Source organism: Kribbella sp. NPDC006257, assembly GCF_040613535.1.
Classification (GTDB): domain Bacteria; phylum Actinomycetota; class Actinomycetes; order Propionibacteriales; family Kribbellaceae; genus Kribbella.
In genome coordinates this window covers 206,468-232,115 of the sequence record NZ_JBEXSJ010000008.1, presented here as the reverse complement: position 1 = coordinate 232,115, position 25,648 = coordinate 206,468, and the positions used below count along the sequence as shown (strand labels likewise).

Annotated in this window: 21 protein-coding genes; 13 read left to right on the top strand and 8 right to left on the bottom strand. The window is 67.6% G+C overall.

What is annotated here, in order from left to right:
• Positions 1-18: 18 nt before the first annotated feature.
• The 5 genes from ABZ004_RS12915 to ABZ004_RS12895 all read right to left on the bottom strand — a co-directional run bounded on the left by ABZ004_RS12915 (position 19) and on the right by ABZ004_RS12895 (position 8,431).
• The gene (locus tag ABZ004_RS12915; protein WP_355679998.1) at positions 19-771 is read right to left on the bottom strand and encodes a hypothetical protein; all 753 of its coding nucleotides are present in this window, start codon (positions 769-771) and stop codon (positions 19-21) included.
• 40 nt (positions 772-811) lie between these two features.
• Positions 812-1,621 (bottom strand): LppX_LprAFG lipoprotein, encoded by an 810-nt coding sequence (locus tag ABZ004_RS12910; RefSeq protein ID WP_355679997.1) that lies wholly within the window; start codon positions 1,619-1,621, stop codon positions 812-814.
• A gap of 118 nt (positions 1,622-1,739) precedes the next feature.
• On the bottom strand, positions 1,740-3,890 hold the full coding sequence (locus ABZ004_RS12905; protein WP_355679996.1) for a (Fe-S)-binding protein: 2,151 nt from the start codon (positions 3,888-3,890) through the stop codon (positions 1,740-1,742).
• A gap of 160 nt (positions 3,891-4,050) precedes the next feature.
• The gene (locus ABZ004_RS12900) at positions 4,051-6,975 is read right to left on the bottom strand and encodes a M36 family metallopeptidase (protein ID WP_355679995.1); all 2,925 of its coding nucleotides are present in this window, start codon (positions 6,973-6,975) and stop codon (positions 4,051-4,053) included.
• Positions 6,976-7,234: 259 nt separating this feature from the next.
• Complete coding sequence (locus ABZ004_RS12895) at positions 7,235-8,431, bottom strand: hypothetical protein (RefSeq protein WP_355679994.1); 1,197 nt, start codon at positions 8,429-8,431, stop codon at positions 7,235-7,237.
• 281 nt (positions 8,432-8,712) lie between these two features.
• Between ABZ004_RS12895 and ABZ004_RS12890 the strand changes: the two genes are divergently transcribed.
• On the top strand, positions 8,713-9,288 hold the full coding sequence (locus ABZ004_RS12890) for a hypothetical protein (RefSeq protein ID WP_355679993.1): 576 nt from the start codon (positions 8,713-8,715) through the stop codon (positions 9,286-9,288).
• 80 nt (positions 9,289-9,368) lie between these two features.
• Here the strand turns inward: ABZ004_RS12890 and ABZ004_RS12885 are convergent, their stop codons facing one another.
• The gene (locus ABZ004_RS12885; RefSeq protein WP_355679992.1) at positions 9,369-10,382 is read right to left on the bottom strand and encodes a LacI family DNA-binding transcriptional regulator; all 1,014 of its coding nucleotides are present in this window, start codon (positions 10,380-10,382) and stop codon (positions 9,369-9,371) included.
• A 173-nt stretch (positions 10,383-10,555) separates the two neighbouring features.
• On the opposite strand from ABZ004_RS12885, the gene ABZ004_RS12880 reads away from it, so the two are divergent.
• The 6 genes from ABZ004_RS12880 (at position 10,556) to ABZ004_RS12855 (ending at position 15,739) form a co-directional block, all read left to right on the top strand.
• Complete coding sequence (locus tag ABZ004_RS12880; protein ID WP_355679991.1) at positions 10,556-11,461, top strand: amidohydrolase family protein; 906 nt, start codon at positions 10,556-10,558, stop codon at positions 11,459-11,461.
• A gap of 115 nt (positions 11,462-11,576) precedes the next feature.
• A complete protein-coding gene (locus tag ABZ004_RS12875) occupies positions 11,577-12,140 on the top strand; it encodes a cysteine dioxygenase family protein (RefSeq protein WP_355679990.1) in 564 nt (187 codons plus the stop codon).
• A gap of 241 nt (positions 12,141-12,381) precedes the next feature.
• Positions 12,382-13,140: a hypothetical protein gene (locus ABZ004_RS12870; RefSeq protein ID WP_355679989.1), complete on the top strand. Its 759-nt coding sequence runs from the start codon at positions 12,382-12,384 to the stop codon at positions 13,138-13,140.
• Positions 13,141-13,296: 156 nt separating this feature from the next.
• On the top strand, positions 13,297-14,109 hold the full coding sequence (locus ABZ004_RS12865; RefSeq protein WP_355679988.1) for a class I SAM-dependent methyltransferase: 813 nt from the start codon (positions 13,297-13,299) through the stop codon (positions 14,107-14,109).
• Between the two features lie 106 nt (positions 14,110-14,215).
• Entirely contained in the window at positions 14,216-14,722 is a 507-nt protein-coding gene (locus ABZ004_RS12860) for a hypothetical protein (protein WP_355679987.1), read from the top strand.
• 138 nt (positions 14,723-14,860) lie between these two features.
• Positions 14,861-15,739 (top strand): MarR family winged helix-turn-helix transcriptional regulator, encoded by an 879-nt coding sequence (locus ABZ004_RS12855; protein ID WP_355679986.1) that lies wholly within the window; start codon positions 14,861-14,863, stop codon positions 15,737-15,739.
• Between the two features lie 34 nt (positions 15,740-15,773).
• Here ABZ004_RS12855 and ABZ004_RS12850 read toward each other — a convergent pair whose 3' ends face one another.
• Both ABZ004_RS12850 and ABZ004_RS12845 read right to left on the bottom strand, forming a co-directional pair.
• Entirely contained in the window at positions 15,774-16,883 is a 1,110-nt protein-coding gene (locus ABZ004_RS12850) for a TIGR03118 family protein (protein ID WP_355679985.1), read from the bottom strand.
• Positions 16,884-17,036: 153 nt separating this feature from the next.
• Positions 17,037-17,672, bottom strand: a complete 636-nt coding sequence (locus ABZ004_RS12845; RefSeq protein WP_355679984.1) for a hypothetical protein — start codon at positions 17,670-17,672, stop codon at positions 17,037-17,039.
• A 217-nt stretch (positions 17,673-17,889) separates the two neighbouring features.
• On the opposite strand from ABZ004_RS12845, the gene kdpF reads away from it, so the two are divergent.
• From kdpF to ABZ004_RS12815, 6 genes are all read left to right on the top strand, one after another.
• The gene (gene kdpF / locus ABZ004_RS12840) at positions 17,890-17,979 is read left to right on the top strand and encodes a K(+)-transporting ATPase subunit F (protein WP_355679983.1); all 90 of its coding nucleotides are present in this window, start codon (positions 17,890-17,892) and stop codon (positions 17,977-17,979) included.
• Positions 17,979-19,640 carry a potassium-transporting ATPase subunit KdpA gene (gene kdpA, locus ABZ004_RS12835; RefSeq protein WP_355679982.1) on the top strand — a complete coding sequence of 554 codons (1,662 nt, stop codon included), beginning with the start codon at positions 17,979-17,981 and terminating at the stop codon, positions 19,638-19,640. Before kdpF ends, kdpA begins: the two co-directional genes overlap by 1 nt.
• Positions 19,641-19,702: 62 nt before the next feature.
• Positions 19,703-21,721: a potassium-transporting ATPase subunit KdpB gene (gene kdpB / locus ABZ004_RS12830; RefSeq protein WP_355680023.1), complete on the top strand. Its 2,019-nt coding sequence runs from the start codon at positions 19,703-19,705 to the stop codon at positions 21,719-21,721.
• Positions 21,722-21,733: 12 nt separating this feature from the next.
• Positions 21,734-22,381, top strand: a complete 648-nt coding sequence (locus tag ABZ004_RS12825) for a potassium-transporting ATPase subunit C (protein WP_355679981.1) — start codon at positions 21,734-21,736, stop codon at positions 22,379-22,381.
• Between the two features lie 12 nt (positions 22,382-22,393).
• Positions 22,394-24,967 (top strand): DUF4118 domain-containing protein, encoded by a 2,574-nt coding sequence (locus tag ABZ004_RS12820; RefSeq protein ID WP_355679980.1) that lies wholly within the window; start codon positions 22,394-22,396, stop codon positions 24,965-24,967.
• Positions 24,964-25,641 carry a response regulator gene (locus tag ABZ004_RS12815; protein ID WP_355679979.1) on the top strand — a complete coding sequence of 226 codons (678 nt, stop codon included), beginning with the start codon at positions 24,964-24,966 and terminating at the stop codon, positions 25,639-25,641. Before ABZ004_RS12820 ends, ABZ004_RS12815 begins: the two co-directional genes overlap by 4 nt.
• Positions 25,642-25,648: the final 7 nt, after the last annotated feature.

Below are 25,648 nucleotides of genomic sequence, written 5' to 3'. Positions count from 1 at the left end.
TGGGAGAGGAGTCGGGCGTCAGCGTTGTTTGTCGAGTTTGTTTGGGGGTGGGGCGGTGAAGGGGGTGATGGTGTTGTAGCCGGTCATGGTGATCTGGACGTCGACGCCGGAGAGGGCGAAGGACATCTTGTACGGCAGGTGGTCGGGGCCCAGCCAGACGTTGTAGCTGATCGTTTTCGGTAGGCCCTTCGGCGCGCTGGGGAGCACCTTGGTGGTGTCGATGCTCATCAGGTAGCGATCGACCTTGCGATAGCCGATCTGCTCGCTCTTGACGAACTTGACCTTGATGCCGCCCTTGTTCCAGGCCTTGTACATCTTGGTCGGGTCGACGTTGTCGAGCATGCCGGCCAGCGCTCGGAGCCCGGGATCCTTGCTGGCCTTCAGATCGACCTTCAGGAACTTGCCGGTAGGTGTGGCGCCCGGAGCGGACACATACATAGTGCTCTTGACGAGCAGTAGCTGCATCCGGCCGTCCGGGCTGCTCATGTCCAGTTTCATCGTGTACGGCTTGACGGTCAGCGCGAGCTTCATCGTCATCAGCTGACCGGCGGCCGAGACCCGAGCGGTCGCCTCGACGGAGTTGACCTTCTTGTTCGCCGAGTTCAGCGCCGGCATGAAGGTGGCGCTGGTCAGCCGGATCGGCGGTGCTGCCTTGAGCGGCGCGGTGCTGGTCCTCCCGCCAGATGCCGACGGCTGGTGGCTGCTGTCCGTCGTGTCCCCACACGCGCCCAGTCCGAGCGTCAACGGCACCGCCAGGGCAGCAGCTGCCACCCGAGTACGAAGCCTCACAATTGCCTTTCGAGACGGTGGGTCAGCGGGTGGCGACGATCTTGCTCGACGGCGGGGCGGTGATGGTGACCGGCTTGTTGTACTCGGTCATGGTCATCACCATGCTGACGCCCTGGAGGTCGAAGGACATCTTGTGGACGACGTGGGCGGCGTCCATCCAGATCGTGAAGGGCAGCGTCTTCGGGGCGCCGGCGGGGAGCTTCTTGCCCTGCTGCGCCAAGAGCTGTGCGGCGTCGACGGTGACCTCGTACTTGTCGAGCTTCACCCCGCCGATCGTCTCGGAGCCGAGCAGCTTCACGCTGCGCACGCCCTTGTCGAACGCCTTGAACGACTTGGTCGGGTCGGCGCTGTCCAGCAGCGAGCTGATGTCGTTCTTGCCGCCGCCGGACAGGTCGATCTTGACGTACTTACCGGCCGGCGTGGAGCCCGGGATCGACATGTACATGGCGTTCTTGACCAGGACGAGCTTGGCCGTCTTGCCCTTGAAGGCCGCGCCGGACATCTGCATCGTCATCGCAGTCGGCTGCGTCTGCTGGTAGCCGGACATCGTCATCAGCGTCTCGCCGCCGACCGTCATGACGGCGTTGGTACGCCAGGTCTTCTGCTTGGCGAGCGCCGCCTTCATCGCCGGCGTGAACGTCGCGCGGTTCAGGGCCACGACCTGCGCGACCTTCGGCGGCGCGGTGGTGGCCGGGGCGGTCGGCGTCGAACTGGTCGCCGTGGTCGGCGCGGTGCCGGTGGCTTCCTTCTTGTCTGCGCCCCCGCAGGCGGCCAGCCCGAGCGACAACGGGACGGCGATGGCGGCCGTAGCCAGCCGAGTACTCAACCTCACAGCAAAAACCCTTCCTAGTGGACCCCGAGCCGCTGGATCTTACGGGCTGGGACAGGTCAACAGGAAGGGGTTTTGCAGCAAGCTGCAGATTAGAATGAAAGCTCTTGGTAAAGGAAGGCTAGCTGCCGCGCTTGACCGAAGTGAGCAGAAGCTGGGCGACGTCCTGGACCTCGACGGACTCTCGAGCCGAGCCGTCCGCCTGCTTCGCGGTGAGCCCGTCGGACAGCATCACCCGGCAGAACGGGCAGCCAGTGGCGATCTTGTCCGCGCCGGTCGCAACCGCCTCGTCGGTCCGGTTCAGGTTGATCCGGCTGCCGGTCTTCTCCTCCATCCACATCCGCGCGCCACCAGCGCCGCAGCAGAACGACTTGGTCTGGTTCCGCGGCATCTCGGCGAATTCCGCGCCCGGGATGATGTCGAGCAGCTCCCGCGGGGCGTCGTACACCTGGTTGTGCCGGCCCAGGTAGCACGGGTCGTGGTAGGTGATCTTCTGACCGTTCAGCGCGCTGTCGGTCGGGGCGACCGGAGTCAGCTTGCCTTCGCGGACGAGCCGGTTCAGCAGCTGGGTGTGGTGGATGACGTCCAGTTCGACGCCGAGCTGGGAGTACTCGTTCTTCAGCGTGTTGAAGCAGTGGGCGCAGGTGGAGACGACCTTCTTCGCGCCGGTCTCCTTGAACACCTCGGCGTTCTGCATCGCCAGCTGCTGGAAGACGAACTCGTTGCCGGCCCGCCGGGCAGGATCACCGGTGCACGTCTCACCATCGCCCAGTACGGCGAACGAGACACCCGCGATGTTCAGCAACTCAGCGACGGCCTGGGTGGTCTTCTTGGCGCGATCCTCGAAAGCACCCGCGCAGCCCACCCAGAACAGGTACTCCACCTCGGCCAGCGTCTCCACGTCCGTACCGACCTGCTTCACCTCGAACGGCAGGTCCTTGGCCCAGTCCATCCGGCCGGACGGGTTCATGTTCCACGGATTGCCCTTGTTCTCCAGGCCCTTGAAGAGTCCGTTGAGCTCGGACGGGAACGACGACTCGATCAGCACCTGGTAGCGCCGCATGTCCATGATCGCGTCCACGTGCTCGATGTCGACCGGGCATTGCTGCACACACGCGCCACACGACGTACAGGCCCACAACGCCTCTTCGTCGATCACGGCGACATCAGGCGACCCGACCAGCGGGCGCTCGACCTCGGCCTTCACCAGGTCCGGAAGCGACTGACGCTCTTCGTCCGACGAGGCCAGCAGGTACGGCGCTTTGGCGTACGCGTGCTCGCGCAGGTTCATCACCACCAGCTTGGGCGACAGTGGCTTCTCCGTGTTCCAGGCCGGGCACTGCGACTGGCAGCGGCCGCACTCGGTACAGGTGGTGAAGTCGAGCAGGCCCTTCCAGGTGAAGTCCTCGATCTTGCCGACCCCGAGCGCCGCGTCCTCGTCGAGCTCCTCGATGTTCTCGAAGTCGATCGGCTCGCCCTTGATCATGATCGGCTGCAGCGCGCCCAGCGCCGTACCGCCATCGGCCTTGCGCTTGAACCAGATGTTCGGCCAGGCGGTGAACCGGTGCCAGGCGACGCCCATCGTGGCGTTCAGCGAGATGGTGATCATCCAGGCGAACGAGATCAGGATCTTGACCATCGCGACCAGGTAGATCGCGTTCTCCAGCCCGTGCTCGGACAGTCCGCCGAACAGCCCGGTGCCGATGAAGAACGTCGACGGGAAGTGGAACTTCGAAGCGCCGGTCAGCTCGTATTCCAGTCCGCGCAGCAACAGGATGCAGATCAGTACGCCGAGGATCGTGTACTCCACGTAGTACGCCTGCCAGGCGCGTGAGCCGAAGAACCGGCTGTACCGGCCCTTCTCCCCGCGCGGCAGGTTCTTCAGCCGGATCGCCATCAGCCCGATGATCGAGACCAGGCCGGTCCAGGACAGGAACTCGCTGACCCACTCGAAGACGAACCAGTGGCCGATGACCGGTAGCACCCAGTGCGCGGAGAACAGCTGCCCGAACGCGGTCACCAGGCTGAGGAACAGCCCGATGAAGCCGAACGCCACGAACCAGTGCAGGATGCCGATGTGGCTCCACTGCAGCATCCGGGTGTGCAGCAACGACTCCTTGGCCAGGGTCGCCGTGCGCTTCCCGGGCTGGTCGGTCCGGCTGACCGGCTGACCGAGTTTGATCACGGACACCATGTGCCCGATCGTCTTGCCGAACAGCGCGACACCGACGGCGGCGATCGCGAGCGAGACGACGATGGCGAGGATCTGCATACCAGCGATGTTATTGGTTGGTTACCGGTCAGTCATGTCGGTGAGGGCCTCATCACGCCTGCGTGTCCTGTTTCACTCTGTCCGGGGACCCACCGAAGCTGCCACGAACAAGCCGAAGGGCCGACCGAGCGTGAACTCGACCGGCCCTTCGGGTTTGCTGCTACTTGGTGCCGAAGACCTGGATCTCCGACATGTCGGTGAACTTGCAGCCGCCGTAGGCACCCAGCGGACAGTTGTTCGCGAAGTCGGGGACCTGCGGGCTGAGCATCACGAACCGGACGAACTTGATGCCGGTCGCGTTGCCGCTCGGGGCGAGCTCGGTGTACTTGCCGCGGTTGGCGGCGGTGAACTCGCCCTCCTGGGCGGTGGCCCAGGTGGTGCCGTCGACCGAGGTCTCGATCCGGTACTTACCGGTCGAGGCGCTGCCCGGGTCGCCGCAGGTGTTCGACGGGTCGACCGAGAACTTGGTCACGGTGATGGCCGACGGGAGCGCGATGTCGATGTTCTTCGGGATCATCACGTTGGTCGGGTCACCGGCGTTGTTACCGGTCGTGCTGCCCCAGCCGGTGCCCTGGCTGGAGTCGATCGCGAAGCCCGGCCCACACTGCGGGCTGAAGTCCGGACCGTTGAACGCCTTGATCGTGCCGCCGCCGGAGGCCGAGGCCCAGTTGCGCCGCGGCGAGAAGTTCGCCGTGGTGCCGCTGCCGGAGACGGTGACGGACTGGTTCAGGATCTCGTAGCCCTTGCCCGCGACGACGAACTTCGGGTAGGTGCCCGGGAAGACCCCGGAGATCGTGTACTTGCCCTGGGCGTCGGTGACGGCGGTGTAGTCGCCGCCGAAGCCCGAGTCGTGACCGGCGATGAAGACCAGCGCGCCGTTCACGCCGGCGTTGGTGTCCTTGTCGATCACGGTGCCGGTCACCGAGGCGGTCTTACCGGTCGGCGGGACGTGGAAGTCCTCGGCCGGCAGCGAGTCGCCCGCGTTGGTGGCGCCGGCGAACCAGCCCATGCCGCGGTTGGCGAAGATCTTCCAGAGGTCCTTCTGGTGCGCGCCACCGAAGGCGACCAGGTCGGCCTGCAGGATCGCGTTGCGCATGTCGAGCATCGACGGGTCGGCCGGGGACAGCTCCATCCCGCGGGTGATGTCCGACAGCGCGGCGGTACGGCCGAGCTTCTTGCGGATGTCCCACAGCGTCTGGGCCCAGACCTCACCGGACGCGTGCACCTCGGGTGCGCCGCCGATGGTCGGGAAGTCGCCGTAGGTGTAGCCGCCCTGCGAGCCGTCGATCCCGACGCAGTTGGCGTTGGTGGAGCCGACCGAGCAGTCCATCGCCTCGGTCCGGAAGAGGGCGCCGAACGAGACGTACTTGCCCTCGAGGACCTCGCCGTCCTTGCCGGTGTCCTTCTCCAGGCCGTTGGTGACCAGGTAGTCCATCGCGTAGAAGTCGCTCCACGCCTCACCCATCGAACCGGCCTGGATGCTGTTCAGCGTCGAGTTGCCGGAGGCGTCGACGACCAGCCGGTTGGACAGACCGTGGGTGTACTCGTGGTACAGGATGCTGGCGTCGTTCGCACCGCTGCTGGGGACGAAGGCGTCCTGGGTGTCGTCCGCGCCCGGCGTGTGCCACAGGTACATCTGCATCGTCGGCGACAGGCCGTCCGGCGGGGTGTTCATGTTCGCGTTGTCGAGGTGGTTGACGTCCGGGCCGCCGTTGGGGTCCGTCGCCGCGCCGTCGAGCGCGTTCAGGCTGACCGGGTCGCCGCCCTCGGCCTCGAAGTTGCCGGCCGCCGGGGTGAAGCCGATCGGCTTCTTCTCCAGCCAGTCGTGGAAGTTGCTGGCCAGGTAGAAGGCGTTGGTGACGTCCTGGTTCTTGTTCGCCTTCCAGGAGTCCGGCTTGGCGGGGTCCCAGGTGCAGATGAACGCGGTCGAGCACAGCTTGCTGGAGTTGTTCTTGTTGAACGACTTCAGCACGTACTCCGCGCCGCTCTTCGTGCCAGGCACCTTGACGCTCTCGCCGGCGTTGGCGACGTTGTCGTCGTTGACGTCCGCGAAGGCGTGCACCGAGGTGCCGTCCAGCGTGGTGGCGCCCTTCAGCAGGAAGCCCCGCTGGAACAGGTTCACCACGTGCTGCTGGCCACCGCGGGGAGCACCCGGGTAGTTCTCCTGGACCAGTGCGTCGCCGTTGGCCTCGTCGGTCAGGTCGCGACGGAACAACACCGCCCCAGACTGGGCGTCGATGACGTGGGTGTAGTTGAGGGAGTCGCCGGCCTGGGTGTAGGTCGCCCAGCCCTTGCGCAGACCGTCGGCGGTGTAGAACCAGACCAGCTTGGCCTGGTCGCCGTTGGTCCAGTTCTTCACGTTGCCCTTGGCCGTGCCCTTGACGGCGGCGGTCTTGCCGTCGACGTCGGCGGCGGCCTTGCCCCGGGCGGAGTCGGCGGAGACCGCCGGACCGGCCGAGCGGCTCGCGGCCAGCCCGTTCAGGCCTGCCACCGGCGAGCCCTGGATCGAGATCAGCTGGCCCTTCTTGGTGACGTTGGCCTGCAGGCCGTTGCCGAACAGCGGTACGCCGCCGACGACCTGCTCCCACGAGACGTGGTGGGTGCCGACGACGTCCTTGTAGTCCTTGCGGAGCCGGAGCGTCTGCAGGTCCTGCTCGGAGAGGTGGAAGATCTCCGGGTGGGCCCGGATGTAGTCCAGCGCGACCTTGGCAGCGGGCTTGTTGCTCGGGCCGGTGAGGAAGCCGTTCAGCTTCGCCACCTGCTTCGGCGTACCGGTCACCTGGTCCACCGACACGACGCCCTGGCTGCCGAGCGAGTCGCGGAACTTCTGCTGCGCGGCGCCCTGCTTGGCCATCGTCCTGGCGGCGTTCGCATAGTCGACCCGGTCGCTGGGGGTCCGTGCGTCGTAGTTGCCCTTGCGTTCCTTGGCGGCCTTCTTGTCGGACTGACTGGTCTGTTTCGACGAGTCCGGCCCCGGCTTGGCGGATGGTGCCGCCAGTGCACCGGTGGCGGTCATCGCCAGCACGGTGGTGGCTGAGACAGCGGTGACTGCCAGAAGCCCCCGCCCCCTGCGTGATGTGGTCACAAACGCTCCATGAAGTTGTGTTTGCGAATCGCCCTCCACGATCCGTCCGGTGTGACCTTAAGCCTGCAATTCCGCGCGGGGAAGGGCTATTCCGGGAATAGCACGCAGACGAGGGTTGTCCTTCGTATATGCGCTGGTACTGCGAGCGACGACGAATATCGCAGACAGCAATCAGTCGGCTGCGAAGAGTGTCGGCTCCCGGGCGTGCCAGTAGCCGACGGCAACTATCTCTGCGCCGTCGGCTACCGGACCTAGCGGATCAGAAGGCGCCTGCGCCGTTCGGCGTACCGAGGCCGGTCGGGCCGTCCCACCCTGTGCGGGCGTTGCACCACTGGGTGGTGGGGCAGCTGCCGTTGGAGCCGGTGGTGACATCGAACAACGAGCTGGTGTGCGCGTACGGAAGCGCGTTCGCGTAGCCGGCCGTGTTGCCCGACAGCGCGTACACCGAGGCAATGATCGGGGCGGCCTCACTCGTGCCACCGAACTGTGCCCAGGTCGACGCGGTCCTGCTGGTCGGGTAGTAGATCGCCATCCCGCCCTTGCCCGGGTCGGCCGCCGCGGAGACGTCGGCCATCGCCCGCTTCGAGCAACCGGTGCCGAAGGTGGAGGCCGCGCTCAGTGCGGTGTTGTACGTCGAGCAGCCCGAACCCGCGCCACTCCACACGCTCTCCGACCAGCCACGGCTGTTGCTGGCACTCACCAACGAGGTCCCGCCGACAGCGGTCGTGTACGACGACGACGCCGGGTAGCTGCCGCCCTGGTAGCCGTCGTCACCGGTCGATGCGGTGACGGCGATCCCCGGGTGGTTGTAGTAGGTCCCGTACGTCGCGTCGGAGGCGTCGCCGCCGCCGTAGCTGTTCGAGATCGCCACCACGCCAGGCTGCTTGGCGGCGGTCACCACGGCCGCACCGAGATCGGCGAAGCTGGCCGATTTCGCCTGCACCACAACGATCTTGGCGTCCGGCGCCGCGGCCGAGACCGCGTCGACGTCCAGCGCCTGCTCGCCGGCCCAGCCGACGTTGAAGGCGGGAAGCGAGCTGCCGCCGGTCTGGCTGATGATGCGCAGGCAACCATTGGCGATCGTGCACGCCGACAGGCCGAACTGGCTGCGGTAGACCCCGAGGTCCCGCTCCAGGTTCGGGTAGCCGTAGGCGTCGACGATCGCGACCGTGCGGCCGTTCGCGTTCAGCCCGTTGAGCTTGTAGGCGTCCCGCAGGCCGGTCGGGGTGAGACCGGTGGCCGGTGGGCTCGCGGACGTCACCGACTTGCCCTTGGCGTCCACGAGCTTGAGCGCGTGACACGAGGCGGTGTGTGGTGCGGTCGCGTTCGTGCACACCTGTGCGGCGTGCTTCCCGGCGGTGTACGGCGTAGGTGCCGCGGTGGCGGCCTGGCTGGTCAGTCCTGCGACGGCTAGTGCGCCGACGCCCAGGGCGGACACGAGAATCCGTTGCTTCAACAGAACTCCTCGAGCTGGGCAGGCCCGTCCCGTTCCAACTCGGTCGGGGGCGGAACCGGCGTTGATTGGTGATCGGATCGTCACCCCGGGCGACCGGTCGAAGCCAGCGATTCCATCCCTGACAAATGTCATGGGTCGGCCGGTTGGTAAACCGGTTTTTCGCATCATTGCGCGGCTTTCCGGGCGCCGCGCATTCTTGAAGGATTCCCCCTGCCTTTTCCGGTGGCCGTCGAGGGAAATCCGGTGGAGGTACTCCGGCGCGGCCGCCTATCGTCGTCGGCATGGATCTCCTGGCCCGCGCCGAGGCGCTCCAGGCCGAAGCGCTCGACGTACTGGAGCTCCTCGACCTGGCGACCGCGTTCCCGTCCTTCGGGACGGCCGAGCTGATCGGCAGCGCCCGGTCGGGCCTGATGGCCTGGCGTGACCTCGACCTGATGTTCACCGCGCCGGACGCGACCGCGGCCGAGGTGCTCGCCGGCGTCGCGCTGATCGCGGGCCGCCCGGGCCTGCTCGCCGCCGACTTCCGGGACGAACGCGCCGACCGCCGCCCGACCCCGGCAATCACAGACGAGCGCTTCTACGCCGTACTCCGGTACGCCGGGCCGGCCGGTCTGTGGAAGGTCGACCTCACCTTCTGGCTCCACGCCGTGACCCGGCCGCACGTCCCGGACGCCATCCGGCTGCAGGGCATCACACCGGAGCAGAAGCTGACGATCCTGCAGTTGAAGGACTCGGCTCCCGGCTACCCGGACGAGATCGGCGGCAGCGAGATCTACACGGCCGTCCTCGACCACGGCGTACGGACCGTGGCGGAGCTTGCCGCCCACCTCCGGAAACCTGACGTGGCGGGCGGTTGACCGAATAGTGGACAGTGGCTTTTAAGTCTACTGAATTGGTCTAGTTTCGAGGGGTGGATGCCGTCACGGGGAAGTCGTCGTCACGCCCGGCTGGGCGGGGCGGCGACCGAACCGCGCTCGATCAGGGTCGGCTCCACGGTGGTCCGGCGGACCCGGCGGTTCGTGTCGACGGCCGAGGTGACGCGGGCGACGACGTCGGCGACCAGCTCGTCGAGCGGCCAGTGGAAGGTGGACAGCGGCGGACAGAGCAGCTGGGACATCGGCTGGTCGTCGTACCCGAGCAGGGACAGCTCGTCGGGGAGCTTGATGCCGAGCTCCGCGCTCGCCGCGTAGACGCCGAAGGCCATCGAATCCGCCAGCGCGAGGATGCCGGTCGGCCGCGGCGTGCTGGTCAGCACCGTGCGGGCGACCTCGGTCGCGCCGGCCAGGTCGTGCGGGCACGGGACGATGCGGATCTTCAGCTTCAGCCCGAACGCGATCCGCTGGGCGATCTCCTCGGCCGGCCGCTCCACCTCGAACCGGCGCGACGGGCTGAGCACGGCGACGCTGCGGTGACCGGCCCCGGCCAGCCTGCGCAGCGCCGTACTGACCCCGGCCTCGTTGTCGAACAGGACCTCGGACTTCGCCTTCGCAGCCGGCAGCGCGTCGCCGATCGCGATCACGGCCGCCTGCTGAGCGATCTTGGCCCACTCCTTGGCGCCCGGGTCGATCGGGATCACCACGATGGCGTCGGCGCGATGGTCGACCAGGTGCTGGGCGAGCTGGAGTTGGCGGTCGGCGTCGCCGGCCGAGTCGATGATCCAGGCGTTCCGGTCGGGGGCGAGCAGTTCGCGGCCGAGGGCGGCCGCGAGGCGTTGCTGCCAGAGGTCCTCCAGCGACGCGCAGAGCACGCCGATCGAGCCGCTCCGCCCGGACGCGAGCGCGCGGGCCACGGGGTCGGCCTGGTAGCCGAGACGCTCGGCGGCTTCCTGCACCCGCGCCTGCGTCTCCGGCGTTCCTTGCAGACCTCGCAGCGCATACGAGACGGCCGCCATCGAGAGGCCGGTCTCCGCCGCGATGTCCTTGAGGGTCGGCCTGCGGCCTGTTCCGGACATGGGTTCGACCCTAGGGCACCGCGGGGACAAAATCCGGGCGCTGCTGGTTACGGGCTGCGGACGGGGTTGACAACCACGGCTTTGAAGCGCTTCACTACTGACATCTTGAAGCGCTTCAAAGTGGCGCTGACATCCAGTGTTGACCGAGTCAACCTCGAGCGGGAGGGCTGCCTGTGACCGGCGTGATCGACATCCACCAGCACCTGTGGCCGACCGAGTTCGTCGACCGCCTCCGGGCTCGCACCGAGCCGCCGTATCTGGCCGGCTGGACGCTGCACACGGCCGGCGAACCGGCGTACGAGGTCGATCCCGCGGCGCATGAGATCGGCAAGCGGGTCGCGCTGGAGCAGGACGCGCAGACCTCGCTGGTCGGCGTGTCGCTGTCGAGCCCGCTCGGCATCGAGCAACTCGGTGACGCGCTGCTGCTGGACGCTTGGCATCAGGGTGCGGCGTCGCTGCCCGAGCCCTTCAAAGCCTGGGCCGCTGTCGATCTGGTCTCGCCGGATCTCGAAGGCTTGGAATCCCTTCTGGGTAAGGGATTCATCGGACTGCAGTTGCCCGCACACCTGCTCGGTACGCCGGCTGCTTGGGCTGAGGTCAGCGAAGTGCTGGCCGTGGCCGAGCGGGCCGGGAAGCCGATCCTCGTTCACCCCGGTACTGCCTCGCCGGCCGGTGAGATGCCGGGGTGGTGGGCGCCGGTGGTCGACTACACGCTTCAACTGCAGGCGGCCTGGTGGGCCTGGCATGCCTTCGGCGGGCGCGCCTCCTTCCCGTCGCTGCGGTTGTGCTTCGTCGCCGCGGCCGGCCTGGCGCCGGTGCACCACGAGCGACTCGCGGCGCGCGGTGGGCGGCTCGGCACCATCGACCCGAATCTCTTCGTCGAGACCTCGAGCTACGGACCGCAGGGCATCGACGCGGTCGCCCGGGTGCTCGGAATCGACCAGGTCGTGCACGGCACCGACCGCCCGTACGCCGGGACGGTCGACCTCCGCCAAGGTGCCGCCGCGACCGCGGTGATCCGCTACAACAACCCGCATCGCCTGCTGTACGGCGTCGATCCGGCGGCGGCCGAGCGATGAACCAGCACAGACCTTCCGGCCGGAGTACGGCCGGAGACCCCGCGCTTCGTAGTACGGGGAACCATCCCATCCAGCTCTGCCGAGTGATCGGCGTCTTCTCCGAGAGGGGAGTGCAGTGACTGTTCAGCAAGTTTCCGACGCACCCGTCGTACCCGCGCGTCAGGCCAGCCGGCTCGTGGAGCTCAACGGCTGTCTGTCATTGGACAACCTTCCGGGACGTGATCTCGAACCGAGCGAGCTGGCCGAGCTGGCCGGCGGGATCGCCGCGCAGCCGCACCTGTGGGAGGACAAGGTCGCCTACAGCGACGAGGAGCGCGTCTTCGCCTCGCTGCACCGCGACGCCAACGTGGACGTCTGGCTGATCTGCTGGACCCCGGTCAACGACACCGGCTGGCACGACCATGACGTCTCCTCCGGCGCGGTCGCGGTCGCCCGCGGCAAGCTCGTCGAGCACAACCTGGCGATCGGCGTCGAGTCCGTCGAGACCGAGATCGAGGCCGGCGACGTCTACGGCTTCGGCCCCGACCACATCCACCGCGTGGTCGGCCTCGACAAGGGCAGCGTCACCGTCCACGCCTACAGCCCGCCGCTGTGGCGGATGGGCCAGTACTCCGTCAAGGACAACGTGCTGCGCCGCGTCTCCGTCTCCTACGCCGACGAACTCCGCCCCCTCGACTGACCTCGAGCTCGCGCTCCCAACGTCCGAAGAGCCTCCGGGTTCTTCGGACGTTGCCAGCCGTACTACGTACTGCCCGCTGGCCGGAAGCTGTCAGCCGGGACCTACAGACATTCTGTCCGTGGTTCGATCGATGATGCTCGCCTCTCAGTGCGCTGTCTGCGAAGCTCCGGCGGCGGTGTCCGTCGCCCTTCGCGACTACAGAACTGTCCCTGACTTCGGGGTCTGTGAGAAGCATGTCCGCGTGATCGACACGTGCACGGAGGGGAATCGCGCAACCCCAGCCACGTTACAGAGCGCGCTCTGGTACGAGTCCTGGGCTGCAGAGTGGGCGGAGAAGGCTCTGAAGCGCCTGCGGCAGCGGTTCCGGCCGAGTTGGTCCAAACTCTGGCAAGCCGACCTGGTGGTCCGATATGCCGTGGAGCCTGACGTGTTGCGAGAGGCTTACCTCTACATTGGCAAGTCCCGGCATGGTGGCTGGACCAACCGGGTGTCCGTGGCTCGCAAACTCTGCCGGCTGGGTGAACTCGACGAGGCTGAGCGGCTCCTCCGGGAGGAACTCGGCGAGGTCGAGAACCGCCGACGGAAGAAACTCGCCGGCAATCCGCATGACCCGACGACGCTTTTCGACTGGATCGACCTCTTGGTGTCTACCGGCCGCCATGACGAGGCGGAACCACATCAGAAACACCTTGCCTGGGTCAATGAGGTCGTCGACGTGCTGGACCGGGCGACGGGCACCTTGGCCTCGCTGGAGAGAAGTTGGTCAGCGCGAGCTGGGTCGTTCGTCGAGGTCATGGAGCCTGACGAGCGACCACTGAAGGCGATGTGGGCGATCGACCTTCCGATCTCACGGGGTATCGGGTTCGCCCTGCTCACCGACCGCCGGGTCATCGTCGTCCAAGATCACGATTACCTCGGCCTGAGGGACCCCGCACCGGCGGTGATCCTTGACCCGGACAGTCCGCAGGGGGCGCAACTGATCGCGCGCCTCCACCGTTGACCGTCTCACCAGGTCGACAGATCGGCGCGGCTTACTCCTCGGCCTATCTGCTGTCCAGCGCAGGAGCTGGGGCAGATGTGGACGCAGCGATCTGCCCCGGGTTGCCCCGTGATCTGCCCTGCCGCGGGAGGTGGGGTAGGCGTGAGGCTCGACTGTATGACGACCTCTGTGGAGCTTGAGACGCATTACACGACCCGGCATGACGAGGCCGGCCGGTTGGGTTCGACGTTGAAGGGGCGATTGGAACTTGCTCGGGTGCAGGATCTGCTGGAGCGGTATCTGCCGGAGCCGCCGGCGGTGGTCGGGGACATCGGTGGCGGGCCCGGCGTACACGCCAGTTGGCTGAAGCACCGCGGGTACGACGTGGAGCTGCTCGATCCGGTGGAGCGGCATGTCGACCAGGCGCGGGCGGCCGGGATCGACGCAATACAAGGGGATGCGCGGCGGTTGCCGTGGGAGAACGAGCACTTCGACGCCGTGCTGATGGCCGGGCCGATGTACCACCTGCCCGAGGCCGCGGATCGGCGGCTGGCGTTGCGGGAGGCTGTGCGAGTGGTCCGGCCGGGTGGGTTCATCGCGGTGATCGCGATCAACCGGGCGGCGAACCTGATCGGCTCGATGCTCGCGAACAAGCTGCAGCAGCGGGAGAAGATCGTCCGCGAGATCCTGGACAGCGGGTTCAGTGCCGACAACGAGCGGATGGCGCAGACGACGTACCACACCGTCGCCCAGCTCCGGAACGAGCTGACCGGCGTCGGGCTCCGCGCGGTCACTGTCCACGGCCTCACCGGCCCCGGCGGCTGGCTCACGGTCGCCATCGACGCCCACTTCAAGGACCAGCCGCTGCCGCCTTCGATCGCCGAGCCGGACCCCTTGCAGACTGCACTGGCCTGTACGCGGATGGCCGACCGCTACCCCGACCTGGTCGCCTGCAGCTCCCTCTTCTTCGCAGTAGGCCAGCGTGCGTGATTGGAACCCTTGGCGGAGGCGGCTTCGGCGGCGGGCGGTGCGGTACGTCGAGAACGGGTGGACCGTGGCGCCGCTCGCTGTGCCGAGGGGCGGCGTGTGCCTGTGCGTGCGGGGTGACTGTGTCGATCCGCACCTGGTCGGCCCGGTCGTCCGGAGCGTGCGGCAGGCGGAGGCGATCTGGGCCGAACACCCGTGGGAGATCGCGTTGATCACCGACTCGTACGACGTGGTCGACCTACCCCCGAAGTACGGTGCGCTCCTCAACCAGTTGCTCAAGGCAACCTGTCCGACCGCGATGGCGCCACTGCACCGACGCTGGTGGTTCTTCGTCGCTCCCCACTCGATCCCCGCCGCCCAGATCGAGGCAGCCGGCGGCACCCTGCACACCGGCCCAACCGACTGGTTGCCCGCCCCCGGCACCTCCACCGACACCACCGCCCGCATCCGCTGGCTAGTCCACCCCCACCTCACCCACTGGCACCCCTACCACCGCCACGACGCCATCGACCTGGTCTTGCCTCCCCATCTGAAAGCCGGCTCCCGTCAACCAACCAACTGTCAGGGGAGAATGAGCCGAAGTGCGTCGTCGTGCCGGCCGACGGTCAGCCAGTGAGAGAGCGCGCGCTGAGCCGTCGGCGGCATCTCCAACGTCGAAGGATCTGTCGCCAGGTCGAACCACCTGAGGTCGCCTTCGGTGCCGTCGGGTCGAGTCATCTGGTCCTGCCAAGGATTCTCTGACTATAGTCAGAGAATGGGTGTTGGGGAGGTTCGGCGGTTCAATCGGGTGGTGACCCAGCGGATCGGGGCGCTGAACGATGCCTATATGTCGCGGGACCGTCGGTTGGGGCAGGCGCGGGTGTTGTGGGAGATCGGTGTGGTGGGGTGCGATCTGCGCGAGCTGCGGGCGCGGCTGGATCTCGACTCGGGGTATCTGAGCCGGCTGCTCAGGGGGCTGGAGAGCGACGGGTTGGTTGAGGTCGAGCAGAGCGGGGACGACGGGCGGGTGCGGACGGCGAGGCTGACGCCGAAGGGGATTGCCGAGCGGGAGGTGCTCGATCAGCGGTCCGACGAGCTGGCCGAGTCGATCCTCGAACCGCTCAGTCCGCAGCAGCGGGACCGGCTGGTCACGGCGATGGGCGAGGTCGAGCGGCTGCTGACCGCCTCGGCGGTGCAGGTCGAGATCGTCGATCCGCGGCGGCCGGAGGCGCAGTACTGCATCCAGCGGTACTTCGAGGAGCTGGCCAGCCGGTTCGACGGTGGGTTCGACCATGCCCGGACGATCTCCGCCGACGTCGGCGAACTGACCTTGCCGGCCGGCCTGCTGCTCGTCGCCACGCTGCACACCGAGCCAGTCGGCTGCGCAGGCCTGAAACTGCATCCCGGCGAACCGGCCGAGGTGAAGCGGATGTGGGTTTCCCCGGAGGTCCGCGGCCTGGGCCTCGGTCGCCGCTTGCTGACCGAGATCGAGAAGCAGGCCAAGGCCCACAACACGTCCGCACTACGGCTCGAAACGAACCAGAGTCTCAAAGAAGCCATCGCCCTCTACCGCGCCGCCGGCTACGTAGAGGTGCCCGCTTTCAACGACGAGCCCTACGCCCACCACTGGTTCGAGAAACATCTAGTGTCCTGAGCAGTCCCCTCGGCTGCTCAGGACACTAGATGGATTACGGGTGGCGCAGTACGCCGAGGAGGCCGTGCGTCTCGTCGGCGATTCCGGCGGAGAACCAGACGGCGTCGGTGCCACCGGTGGTCGCCGTACCAGGGAGCAGCGCCCACAGACCCGGGATCACCAAGGTATGGCCGGAGCTGTTCTTGACCTGGCTGTCGATGTGGTTCGCGAAGCGGCCGTGGTTCTTGGCCTTCACCACGTTGATGCGGCCGTCACCGAAGTTGCCGATCAGCAGCGAGCCGGCGTCCTTACCCCACGCAGCCGGTGCGATCGCGAGCCCCCAGGGCGCGTTCAGCGAACCGCGGGACGCGATCCGCTCGACGAACCGGCCGTCCACGGTGTACTCGTCGACGAAGCCGAGGCCACGGCCGGCGAGCTCCTCACCGGTCTTCGGGTCGACCTTGGCGTAAGCGACGAAGATCCGGTTGTTCAGCGTCTGCACGTTGAAGGGTGAGTACCCCTTCGGGAGGGCGAAGTCCTTGAACGCCCACCACGGCTGCTTCACCGGCTGGAAGGCGTTGTCGAAGACGTCGATCCGGCCCTGCGCGAAGTTGGCGGCGTACAGCTGGTCGCCCTTCGCCGCGGTCGCGATCGCGAGACCGGTGTAGACAGCGCCCGGGGTGGTCGCCTTGATGTCGGCGGCGCCGATCAGCGGGCTGACCGGTGGGCCCCAGGCCGCGATCTGGCCGGTCAGGGTGGCGAAGATGAACCGGGCGGGCGCACTGGCGGTGCCGTTGCTGAGCACGAAGCCGGTGCCCGCGTTGTTGACCTGGCCGGTCGGGTGCGGGACATCGACGCGGACGGTCGGGACCTTGGTCGCGGTGCTCGCGCCGGGCGCCGAGGAGTACAGCGTCGAGGACGAGGTGCCCTCGTTGGATGCCCAGAGCGGGGAGGTCGCGCCGAGCGCGAGACCCCACGGGTTCACCAGGTCGGGATCCTGCAGCGCGGCCTTGCCGGGCAGGTCGGAGACCAGGTTGACCTGCTGGACGACGAGATCGTGGCCGTACGACGAGTGCGCGCTGGCGGCGGTCGGCGCCACCAGTGCCAACCCGCCGACCAAGGCGGAGGCAACAACGAGTGGTCGGCCTTTTGAACGAAGCGACATAACACTTTCCTGTCAGTGAGGAAGTGGAACACCGCCTACACGGACAGGAACAGAAGCCGGTTCAAAGCAAAACCGAGATGGGTAGCCGGACCCCCTGAAGTGGGTAGCCGACGGGCGGCGACCACCCAAAGATGGTCACCGCCCGTTCAGCTGTCAGGCCCAGGTTTCGGCGTGGGTGACGATGCCGTTCGGGGCGCTGATCTCGGTGACGACGTCGTCGGCGTCAGCCTCCAGCGGCTCGAACGGATACTCCGGTACGACGTACGCGCGCGCGCCGGCGACCAGGTCGACCCCGGGCAGCTCGAACCACGCCTCACCGACCTCGCGGCTGATCTCGTAGATCGCCTGCTCGGCCGTGTCGACCGGGTCCGGCTCGCCGGAGTCGTCCAGCTCGGCGGGGTGCCGTTCCTGCGCGGCCCGGCCGGCGTCGAGCAGCGCGTCCAGGTCGACCACCCGCAGGTCGAACCGGGAGACCACGGTGATCACGTGGTCCTGCTCGAGCAGCTCCTCTTCCTCTTCGGCCTCGTCGGTCTCCTCCTCGAGCAGCAGCGGCGCGGTGCCCGTGAGCTCGAAGACCGCGTCGTTCCAGCCCTCGACGAGCTCCTCCAGTGCGACGTTCTGCTCGTACAGCGCGTCCTGCTCGTCCGGGCCGCCGGTCATCGCCAGCAGGGCCTGGGTGTGCGCCTGGAGGCGTTCGGCCAGCAACTGGCTTGCCTCGGCCAGAGCCTTGCGGCTCTCTTCCGAGAAGAACTGGTCCCCGGAGAACTGCGGCTCATCCACTTCAGTCACTGCGTTATTCCCTAACTATCCGAGGGCGTCTCATTGCCAGGCGTAAGTATGCGCACTGGAAGCGGCAGAGCGAAGTTGGGTGGGGGGACTGTCTGCGTGAGAGGTGTGTGAGAGGTGGGTGGGCGGGTGTGAGAGGGGTGCGAGAAGGAGGCTGAGGGGGCAATCAGCGGTGTGCAGTGGGGGACATGAGGAATTTTGCCGAGTTGGGCGGACGTCTGTGAGCGCCGAGAACGTTGCCGGCCTCGTGATCGCCGCGGGGCTGGTCATGTACCTGGTCGCCGCGCTGATCTTCCCCGAGAGGTTCTGATGTCCGACACCGCCGCCGGCCTGCTCCAGGTCGGCCTCCTGGTCGCGCTACTGGCCGCCGTCTACCGGCCACTGGGCGGTTACATGGCGCACGTCTACACCACCGAGAAAGATTCGCGGGTCGAACGCGGCACCTACAAGCTGCTTGGCGTCGACGCCAAGGCAGAGCAGACCTGGGCCGTCTACGCCCGGTCCGCGATCGCCTTCTCCGCCGTCGGCGTCCTCCTGCTCTACCTGATCCAGCGGCTGCAGTCGCACCTGCCACTGTCCCTCGGCCTGCCCAACGTCGAGCCAGGCCTCGCCTTCAACACAGCCGCCTCGTTCGTCTCGAACACCAACTGGCAGTCGTACTCACCCGAAGTGACCATGGGCCACTTGGTCCAGTTCGCCGGCCTCGCCGTCCAGAACTTCCTCTCGGCCGCCGTCGGAATCACCGTCGCGGTGGTCGTGATCCGCGGCTTCGCCAGGTCCACAACGGACCGGCTCGGCAACTTCTGGGTCGACCTGGTCCGGACCGTACTACGGATCCTGCTGCCGATCGCCGTCGTCGGCGGGCTCGTCCTGGTCGCGACGGGCGTCGTCCAGAACTTCTCCGGCGGCCATGAGGTCACCTCGGTGATCGGCCAGTCCCAGACCCTCCCCGGCGGCCCGGTGGCCAGCCAGGAAGTCATCAAGGAGCTCGGCACCAACGGCGGCGGCTTTTACAACGCCAACTCGGGCCACCCCTTCGAGAACCCCAACGGCCTCTCCAACCTGTTCGAGATCTTCCTCCTACTCCTGATCCCGGTCTGCCTGACCCGCACCTTCGGCCTGATGGTCAAGGACAAGCGCCAGGGCTACGCGATCCTCGGCGTGATGGGCACCCTCTGGGCAGCCTTCACCTTTGCCGCCACCTTCTTCGAGAACCAAGGAGCCGGTACTGCGACGCAAGCGGCCGGCGCCGCCATGGAGGGCAAGGAGACCCGCTTCGGCGAATGGGCCTCGGCCCTCTTCGCCACCTCGACCACCGGTACGTCGACCGGCGCGGTGAACTCGGCACATGACTCGTTCACCCCACTCGGTGGCGGTACGGCGCTGTTCCACATGATGCTCGGCGAAGTGACGCCGGGTGGTACCGGAACCGGTCTCTACGGGATGCTCGTGCTCGCCGTCCTCACGGTCTTCGTGGCCGGGCTGATGGTCGGCCGGACCCCGGAGTACCTGAAGAAGAAGATCACCGCACGCGAGATGAAGCTGGTCTCGCTCTACATCCTGGCCACGCCGACCGTCGTCCTCGTCGGGGCGTCGCTGGCGATGGGACTGGCGACCGCGCGGGCCTCGATTTTCAACACCGATAGCCCGCACGGGTTCTCCGAGGTGCTGTACGCGTTCACCTCGGCAGGGAACAACAACGGCAGTGCGTTCGGTGGGCTCAGCGCCAATATCCCCTTCTACAACACGGCCCTCGGGCTGGTGATGCTGCTCGGCCGGTTCGTGCCGATCGTCATCGTGCTCGCGCTGGCCGGCTCGTTCGCCCAGCAGCAGCCGGTCCCGGTGAACGAAGGCACGCTGCCCACGCACAAGGCGCTCTTCGTGACGATGCTGGTCGGCGTCGTGATCGTCGTCACCGGCCTGACCTACTTCCCCGCCCTCACTCTCGGACCCCTCGCGGAGGGACTGTGACCACCCTGACCAAGCCGCCCGCTCCCAAGGCCTCGGCGGCTCCGAAGAAGGCGCCCTCGGGCCTGTTCGACCCGACGATGCTGCTCACCTCGCTGCCGGACGCGCTGCGCAAGCTCGATCCGCGGGTGATGGTGAAGAGCCCGGTGATGTTCGTGGTCGAGGTCGGCGCGATCGCCTCGACGGTGCTGGCCTTCACCGATTCCAGCGTGTTCGTCTGGTGGATCGTCGTCTGGCTCTGGCTGACGGTGATCTTCGCCAACCTGGCCGAGGCCGTCGCCGAGGGCCGCGGCAAGGCCCAGGCGGCGACCCTGCGACGGGCCAAGACCGAGACGACCGCGCGCAAGCTCAGCGAGGACCGCCTCAGTGAGGAGGAGGTGCCGGCCGCGTCGCTGCAGCTCGGCGACCTGGTCGTGGTCGAGGCCGGTCAGATCATCCCCGGCGACGGTGACGTCGTCGAGGGGGTCGCCAGTGTCGACGAGTCGGCGATCACCGGGGAGTCGGCGCCGGTGATCCGGGAGTCCGGCGGTGACCGGAGCGCCGTCACCGGTGGCACCAAGGTGCTGTCGGACCGGATCGTCGTCAAGATCACCACCAAGCCGGGCGAGAGCTTCATCGACCGGATGATCGCGCTGGTCGAAGGTGCCTCCCGGCAGAAGACGCCGAACGAGATCGCCCTGAACATCCTGCTCGCCAGCCTGACGATCGTCTTCCTGATCGCCACGGCGACCCTGCCGACTTTCGCCCTCTACGCGCACACGGACCTGAATCTCGTGATTCTGGTGGCCCTGCTGGTCTGCCTGATCCCGACCACGATCGGTGCGTTGCTGTCGGCGATCGGTATCGCCGGCATGGATCGCCTGGTGCAGCGCAACGTTCTGGCGATGTCGGGCCGTGCGGTCGAGGCCGCCGGCGACGTGAACACGCTGCTGCTCGACAAGACGGGCACGATCACGCTCGGGAACCGGCAGGCGTCGGAGTTCATCCCGCTCGCCGGTGTCAGCGAGACCGAGCTGGCCGATGCGGCTCAACTCTCAAGCCTGGCTGACGAAACGCCGGAGGGCCGGTCGATCGTCGTACTGGCCAAGACCCGGTACGAGCTGCGCGAGCGGCACACCGGTGAGTTGCCGCATGCAACGTTCATCGAGTTCACTGCGCAGACCCGGATGAGTGGCGTGGACGTGGACGGCCGGCAGATCCGCAAGGGTGCGGCCGGTGCGATCACCGCCTGGATCCATGACCAGGGCGGCACCGTGGTCGCCGAGCTCGGCGAGATCGTGGATGGCATCTCCGCCTCCGGTGGTACGCCGTTGGTCGTTGCCATCAGCAAAGAAGACGTGGCTCGGCCGCTGGGCGTGATCCACCTCAAGGACGTCGTCAAGGAAGGGATGCGGGAGCGGTTCGACCAGATGCGCGCGATGGGCATCCGGACGGTGATGATCACCGGCGACAACCAGCTGACCGCGAAGGCGATCGCCGAGGAGGCCGGGGTCGACGACTTCCTGGCCGAGGCGACGCCCGAGGACAAGATGGCGCTGATCAAGAAGGAGCAGGAAGGCGGCCGGCTGGTCGCGATGACCGGTGACGGCACCAACGACGCCCCGGCGCTCGCCCAGGCCGATGTCGGCGTCGCGATGAACTCCGGTACGTCGGCGGCCAAGGAAGCCGGCAACATGGTCGACCTGGACTCCAATCCGACGAAGCTGATCGAGATCGTCGAGATCGGCAAGCAGTTGCTGATCACCCGCGGTTCGCTCACCACGTTCTCGATCGCGAACGACGTGGCCAAGTACTTCGCGATCCTGCCGGCCCTTTTCGCCGCGGCGTACCCGGGCCTGGACAGGCTGAACATCATGCAGTTGCACTCGCCGGAGTCGGCGATCGTGTCGGCCATCGTGTTCAACGCGCTGGTGATCGTCGCACTCGTCCCGCTGGCGCTGCGAGGCGTGCGGTACAAGCCGTCCTCGGCATCCGCGATGCTGCGCCGCAACCTGCTGATCTACGGCGTCGGCGGCCTGATCACCCCGTTCATCGGCATCAAACTCCTCGACCTGGTGATCTCGCTGATCCCAGGCATCCGCTGAAAGGCGAGAGATATGGCAAGCAGACTCCCCGCGACGATGCGGCAGTTCGGGGTGGCGACCCGGGCGCTGATCGTGTTCACGATCGGCCTGGGGGTGATCTACCCGCTGGTGATGACCGGCGTGGCGCAGGTGCTGTTCCACGGCAACGCCAACGGTTCGGTGATCCAGGTGAAGGGCAAGGACGTCGCCTCCGATCTGATCGGCCAGGCGTACACCAAACAGGCGACCAAGGACGGCAAGCCCGAGGTCGATGCCGACGGCAAGCCGGTGATGGTGGCCGACCCGCTGTGGTTCCAGACCCGCCCATCGGCGGTCGACTACGACGCCAAGGGCAGCGCGGCCTCGCAGTACGGGCCTAACAACGCCGATCTGCTCGCCGCGGTCGAACAGCGGCGGAAGGATGTCGCCTCTCTGGAGGGCGTCGACCCGGCTCAGGTGCCGCCGGACGCCGTCACGGCCAGCGGCAGCGGGCTCGACCCCGACATCAGCCCCGCGTACGCCGCGTTGCAGGTGAACCGGGTCGCGCGGGAGCGCGGACTCGACGTCGCCAAGGTGCAACAGCTGGTGAAGGAGAACACCAAGGGACGCGCCCTGGGCTTCCTCGGCGAGCCCGTGGTGAACGTGGTGACGCTGAATGCCGGCCTGGCTGGGCTGAGCTGAGACGATGGCGGTATGAGTAGCAGCGGTCGTGGGCACCTGAGGGTCTACCTCGGTGCCGCGCCCGGCGTCGGCAAGACCTACAAGATGCTCGGCGAGGCGCAGCGCCGGCGGGAACGCGGGACCGACGTCGTGGTCGGACTGGTCGAGACGCACGGCCGCGAGCACACCGCCGAGATGCTCGACGGCCTCGAAGTGGTGCCGCGCAAGATCCTGGACTACCGGGGTGCGAGCTTCACCGAAATGGATCTGGACGCGGTGCTGGCCCGCCGGCCCGAGGTCGTGCTGGTCGACGAGCTTGCCCACAGCAACATCCCGGGCAGCCGGCATGCCAAGCGCTGGGAGGACATCGACGAGCTGCTGGCCGCCGGGATCGACGTGATCTCGGCGGTCAACATCCAGCACCTCGAATCCATCAACGACGTGGTCGAGAAGATCACCGGCGTACCGCAGCAGGAAACCGTGCCGGACCGGGTGGTCCGGGCGGCGGACCAGATCGAGCTGGTCGACATGACGCCGGAAGCGCTGCGCCGCCGGATGGCGCACGGCAACGTCTACCAGGCGGACAAGATCGACGCTGCCCTGGGCAACTACTTCCGGGTCGGCAACCTGTCCGCGCTGCGCGAACTCGCCCTGTTGTGGCTGGCGGACCGCGTCGACGCCGGCCTGCAGCAGTACCGTTCCCAGCATGACATCGACTCCACCTGGGAGGCGCGCGAACGGGTCGTGGTCGCGCTCACCGGCGGACCCGAAGGCGAGACCCTGATCCGGCGTGCCGCCCGCATCGCCGCCCGCTCCTCCGGCGGGGATCTGCTCGCCGTCCACATCGCCCGTTCCGACGGGCTGACCGGCGCCAACCCGGCCAAGCTCGCCCAGCAACGTCAGCTCGTCGAGAGTCTCGGTGGCACCTACCACCAGGTCGTCGGCGAGAATGTTCCGGAATCCCTGCTCGCGTTCGCGCGCGCCGAGAATGCGACCCAGTTGGTGCTCGGCGGCAGCAGGAGATCGCGGCTCGCAGCGCTGTTCACCGGTCCGGGGATCGGCGCCAGCTCGATCCGGGGCTCGGGCGACATCGACGTCCACATCGTCACGCATTCGGAGATGGGTCGCGGCCGGTTGCCTCGGGTGCGCGGCAGCATCTCCCGCCGACGGTTGATCTACGGGTACCTGCTCGCCGTACTGCTTCCGCCGGCGTTGGCCGCGCTGCTCGGGATCGGCGACGCCCTCAACCTGACCAGCAACGTGCTCGCCTTCCTGTTCGCCGTCGTCGTGGTCGCCCTCGTCGGCGGACTCTGGCCGGCGCTGCTGACCGCGATCGCGGGCACGCTCGTCCTCAACTGGTTCTTCACCCCGCCCACCAAGTCGTTCACGATCACGGAGCCGAACAACGCCCTTGCCCTCGGCATCTTCGTCCTGATCGCAGGCCTCGTCTCGTCGGTGGTCGACCGCGCAGCACGTCGTACCAGGCAGGCGGCCCGGTCCGCGGCGGAGTCCGAGACACTCGCGACCCTGGCCGGTTCCGTACTGCGCGGCGAAACCGCGCTGCCCGCATTGCTCGAACGGGTCCGGGAAGCCTTCGGTATGACCGGCGCCTGCCTGATGGAACGCCTGGAGACCGACGAGCTGACGGAGACCTGGCGCCCGATCGCATCAGCCGGTACGCCGACCTGCCGGCGCCCGGAGGACGGCGACGCCGAGATCCCCGGTCGCGACGATCTCGTCCTGGTCCTGCAAGGCCGGTCGCTCGCAGCCGACGAACGCCGCCTGGTCGGTGCCTTCGCGGCCCATGCCGCGGCATTGGTCGACAAGGCCCGCCTCAGCGAGGCCGCTGCCGAAGCCAAGCCCTTGGCCGAAGCGGACAAGCTTCGTACGGCGTTGCTGCGCGCGGTGGGCCACGATCTCCGGTCGCCGCTCGCCTCCGCGAAGGCGTCGGTGACCAGCCTGCGGAGCTCGGATGTCGACTGGAGTCCGGCAGAGCGGGACGAACTGCTCGAGACGGCGGACGAGTCGCTGGACCGGCTCACCCGGTTGGTGGACAACTTGCTCGACCTCAGTCGCCTGCAGGCCGGCGTACTGCCTGTCTTCACACGGCCGATGGCGCTCGACGAGATCCTGCCCGGCGTACTGGCTGAGCTCGGGGACGCGGCCGACGCGGTGCGGGTCGATCTGCCGCACACGTTGCCGTTGGTCGCCGCGGATCCGGCGTTGCTGGAGCGGGTGATCGCGAACCTGCTGGCCAACGCGGTCCGGCATTCACCGGCCGGTCGGGCGCCGCTGGTGACCGGGAGCTCGCTGGGGGACAAGGTCGAGATCCGGGTGGTGGATCGTGGGCCGGGGATTCCGCGGGCGGATCGCGACCGGGTGTTCGCGCCGTTCCAGCGGCTTGGTGACACCGACAACACGACGGGCGTCGGGCTGGGACTTGCGCTCGCACGTGGGCTGACCGAGGCGATGAGCGGCTCGCTGCAACCCGAAGACACCCCCGGAGGTGGGCTGACCATGGTCGTCTCGTTGCCAGTAGCAACCTTGCGGCCGGACGACGCACCTGTGCCGGGAAGTCGGGAACGCTCCGGCGAGGAGACCTCATGACCAGGATTTTGGTGGTTGACGACGAGCCGCAGATCGTTCGGGCATTGCAGATCAACCTGAAGGCGCGGCGGTATGAGGTGCACGTCGCGGGGAGCGGCACGGCTGCTTTGAAGGTGGCTGCGCAGTATCCGCCGGACCTGGTGATCCTGGACCTCGGGCTGCCGGACTTCGACGGTGTGGACGTGATCCGCGGGCTGCGCGGCTGGACCGAGGCGCCGATCCTGGTGCTGTCCGGGCGGACCGACAGCACGGACAAGGTCGAGGCGCTCGATGCCGGTGCGGACGACTACGTGACCAAGCCGTTCGGCATCGACGAGTTGCTCGCGCGGATGCGCGCCGTACTGCGGCGGAGCAACCTCGCGCAGGACCAGCCGGTGGTCGTCGTCGGTGGTGCTCGAGTGGATCTGGCGGCGAAGCGAGTCACCCTGGACAGCGGAGAGGACATCCGGCTGACCCCGACCGAGTGGCACCTGCTGGAGGTGCTGATCCGGCACCCCGGCAAGCTCCTGTCGCAGCGCCAGCTGCTGACCGAGGTCTGGGGACCGGGTTACGAGTCGGCCAGCGGCAATCTGCGCTTCTACATGGGCCAGCTACGCCGCAAACTCGAAGCCGACCCGGCCCGCCCGGTCCATCTCCTGACCGAGCCCGGCATGGGCTATCGCTTCGAACCGTAGAAACTAC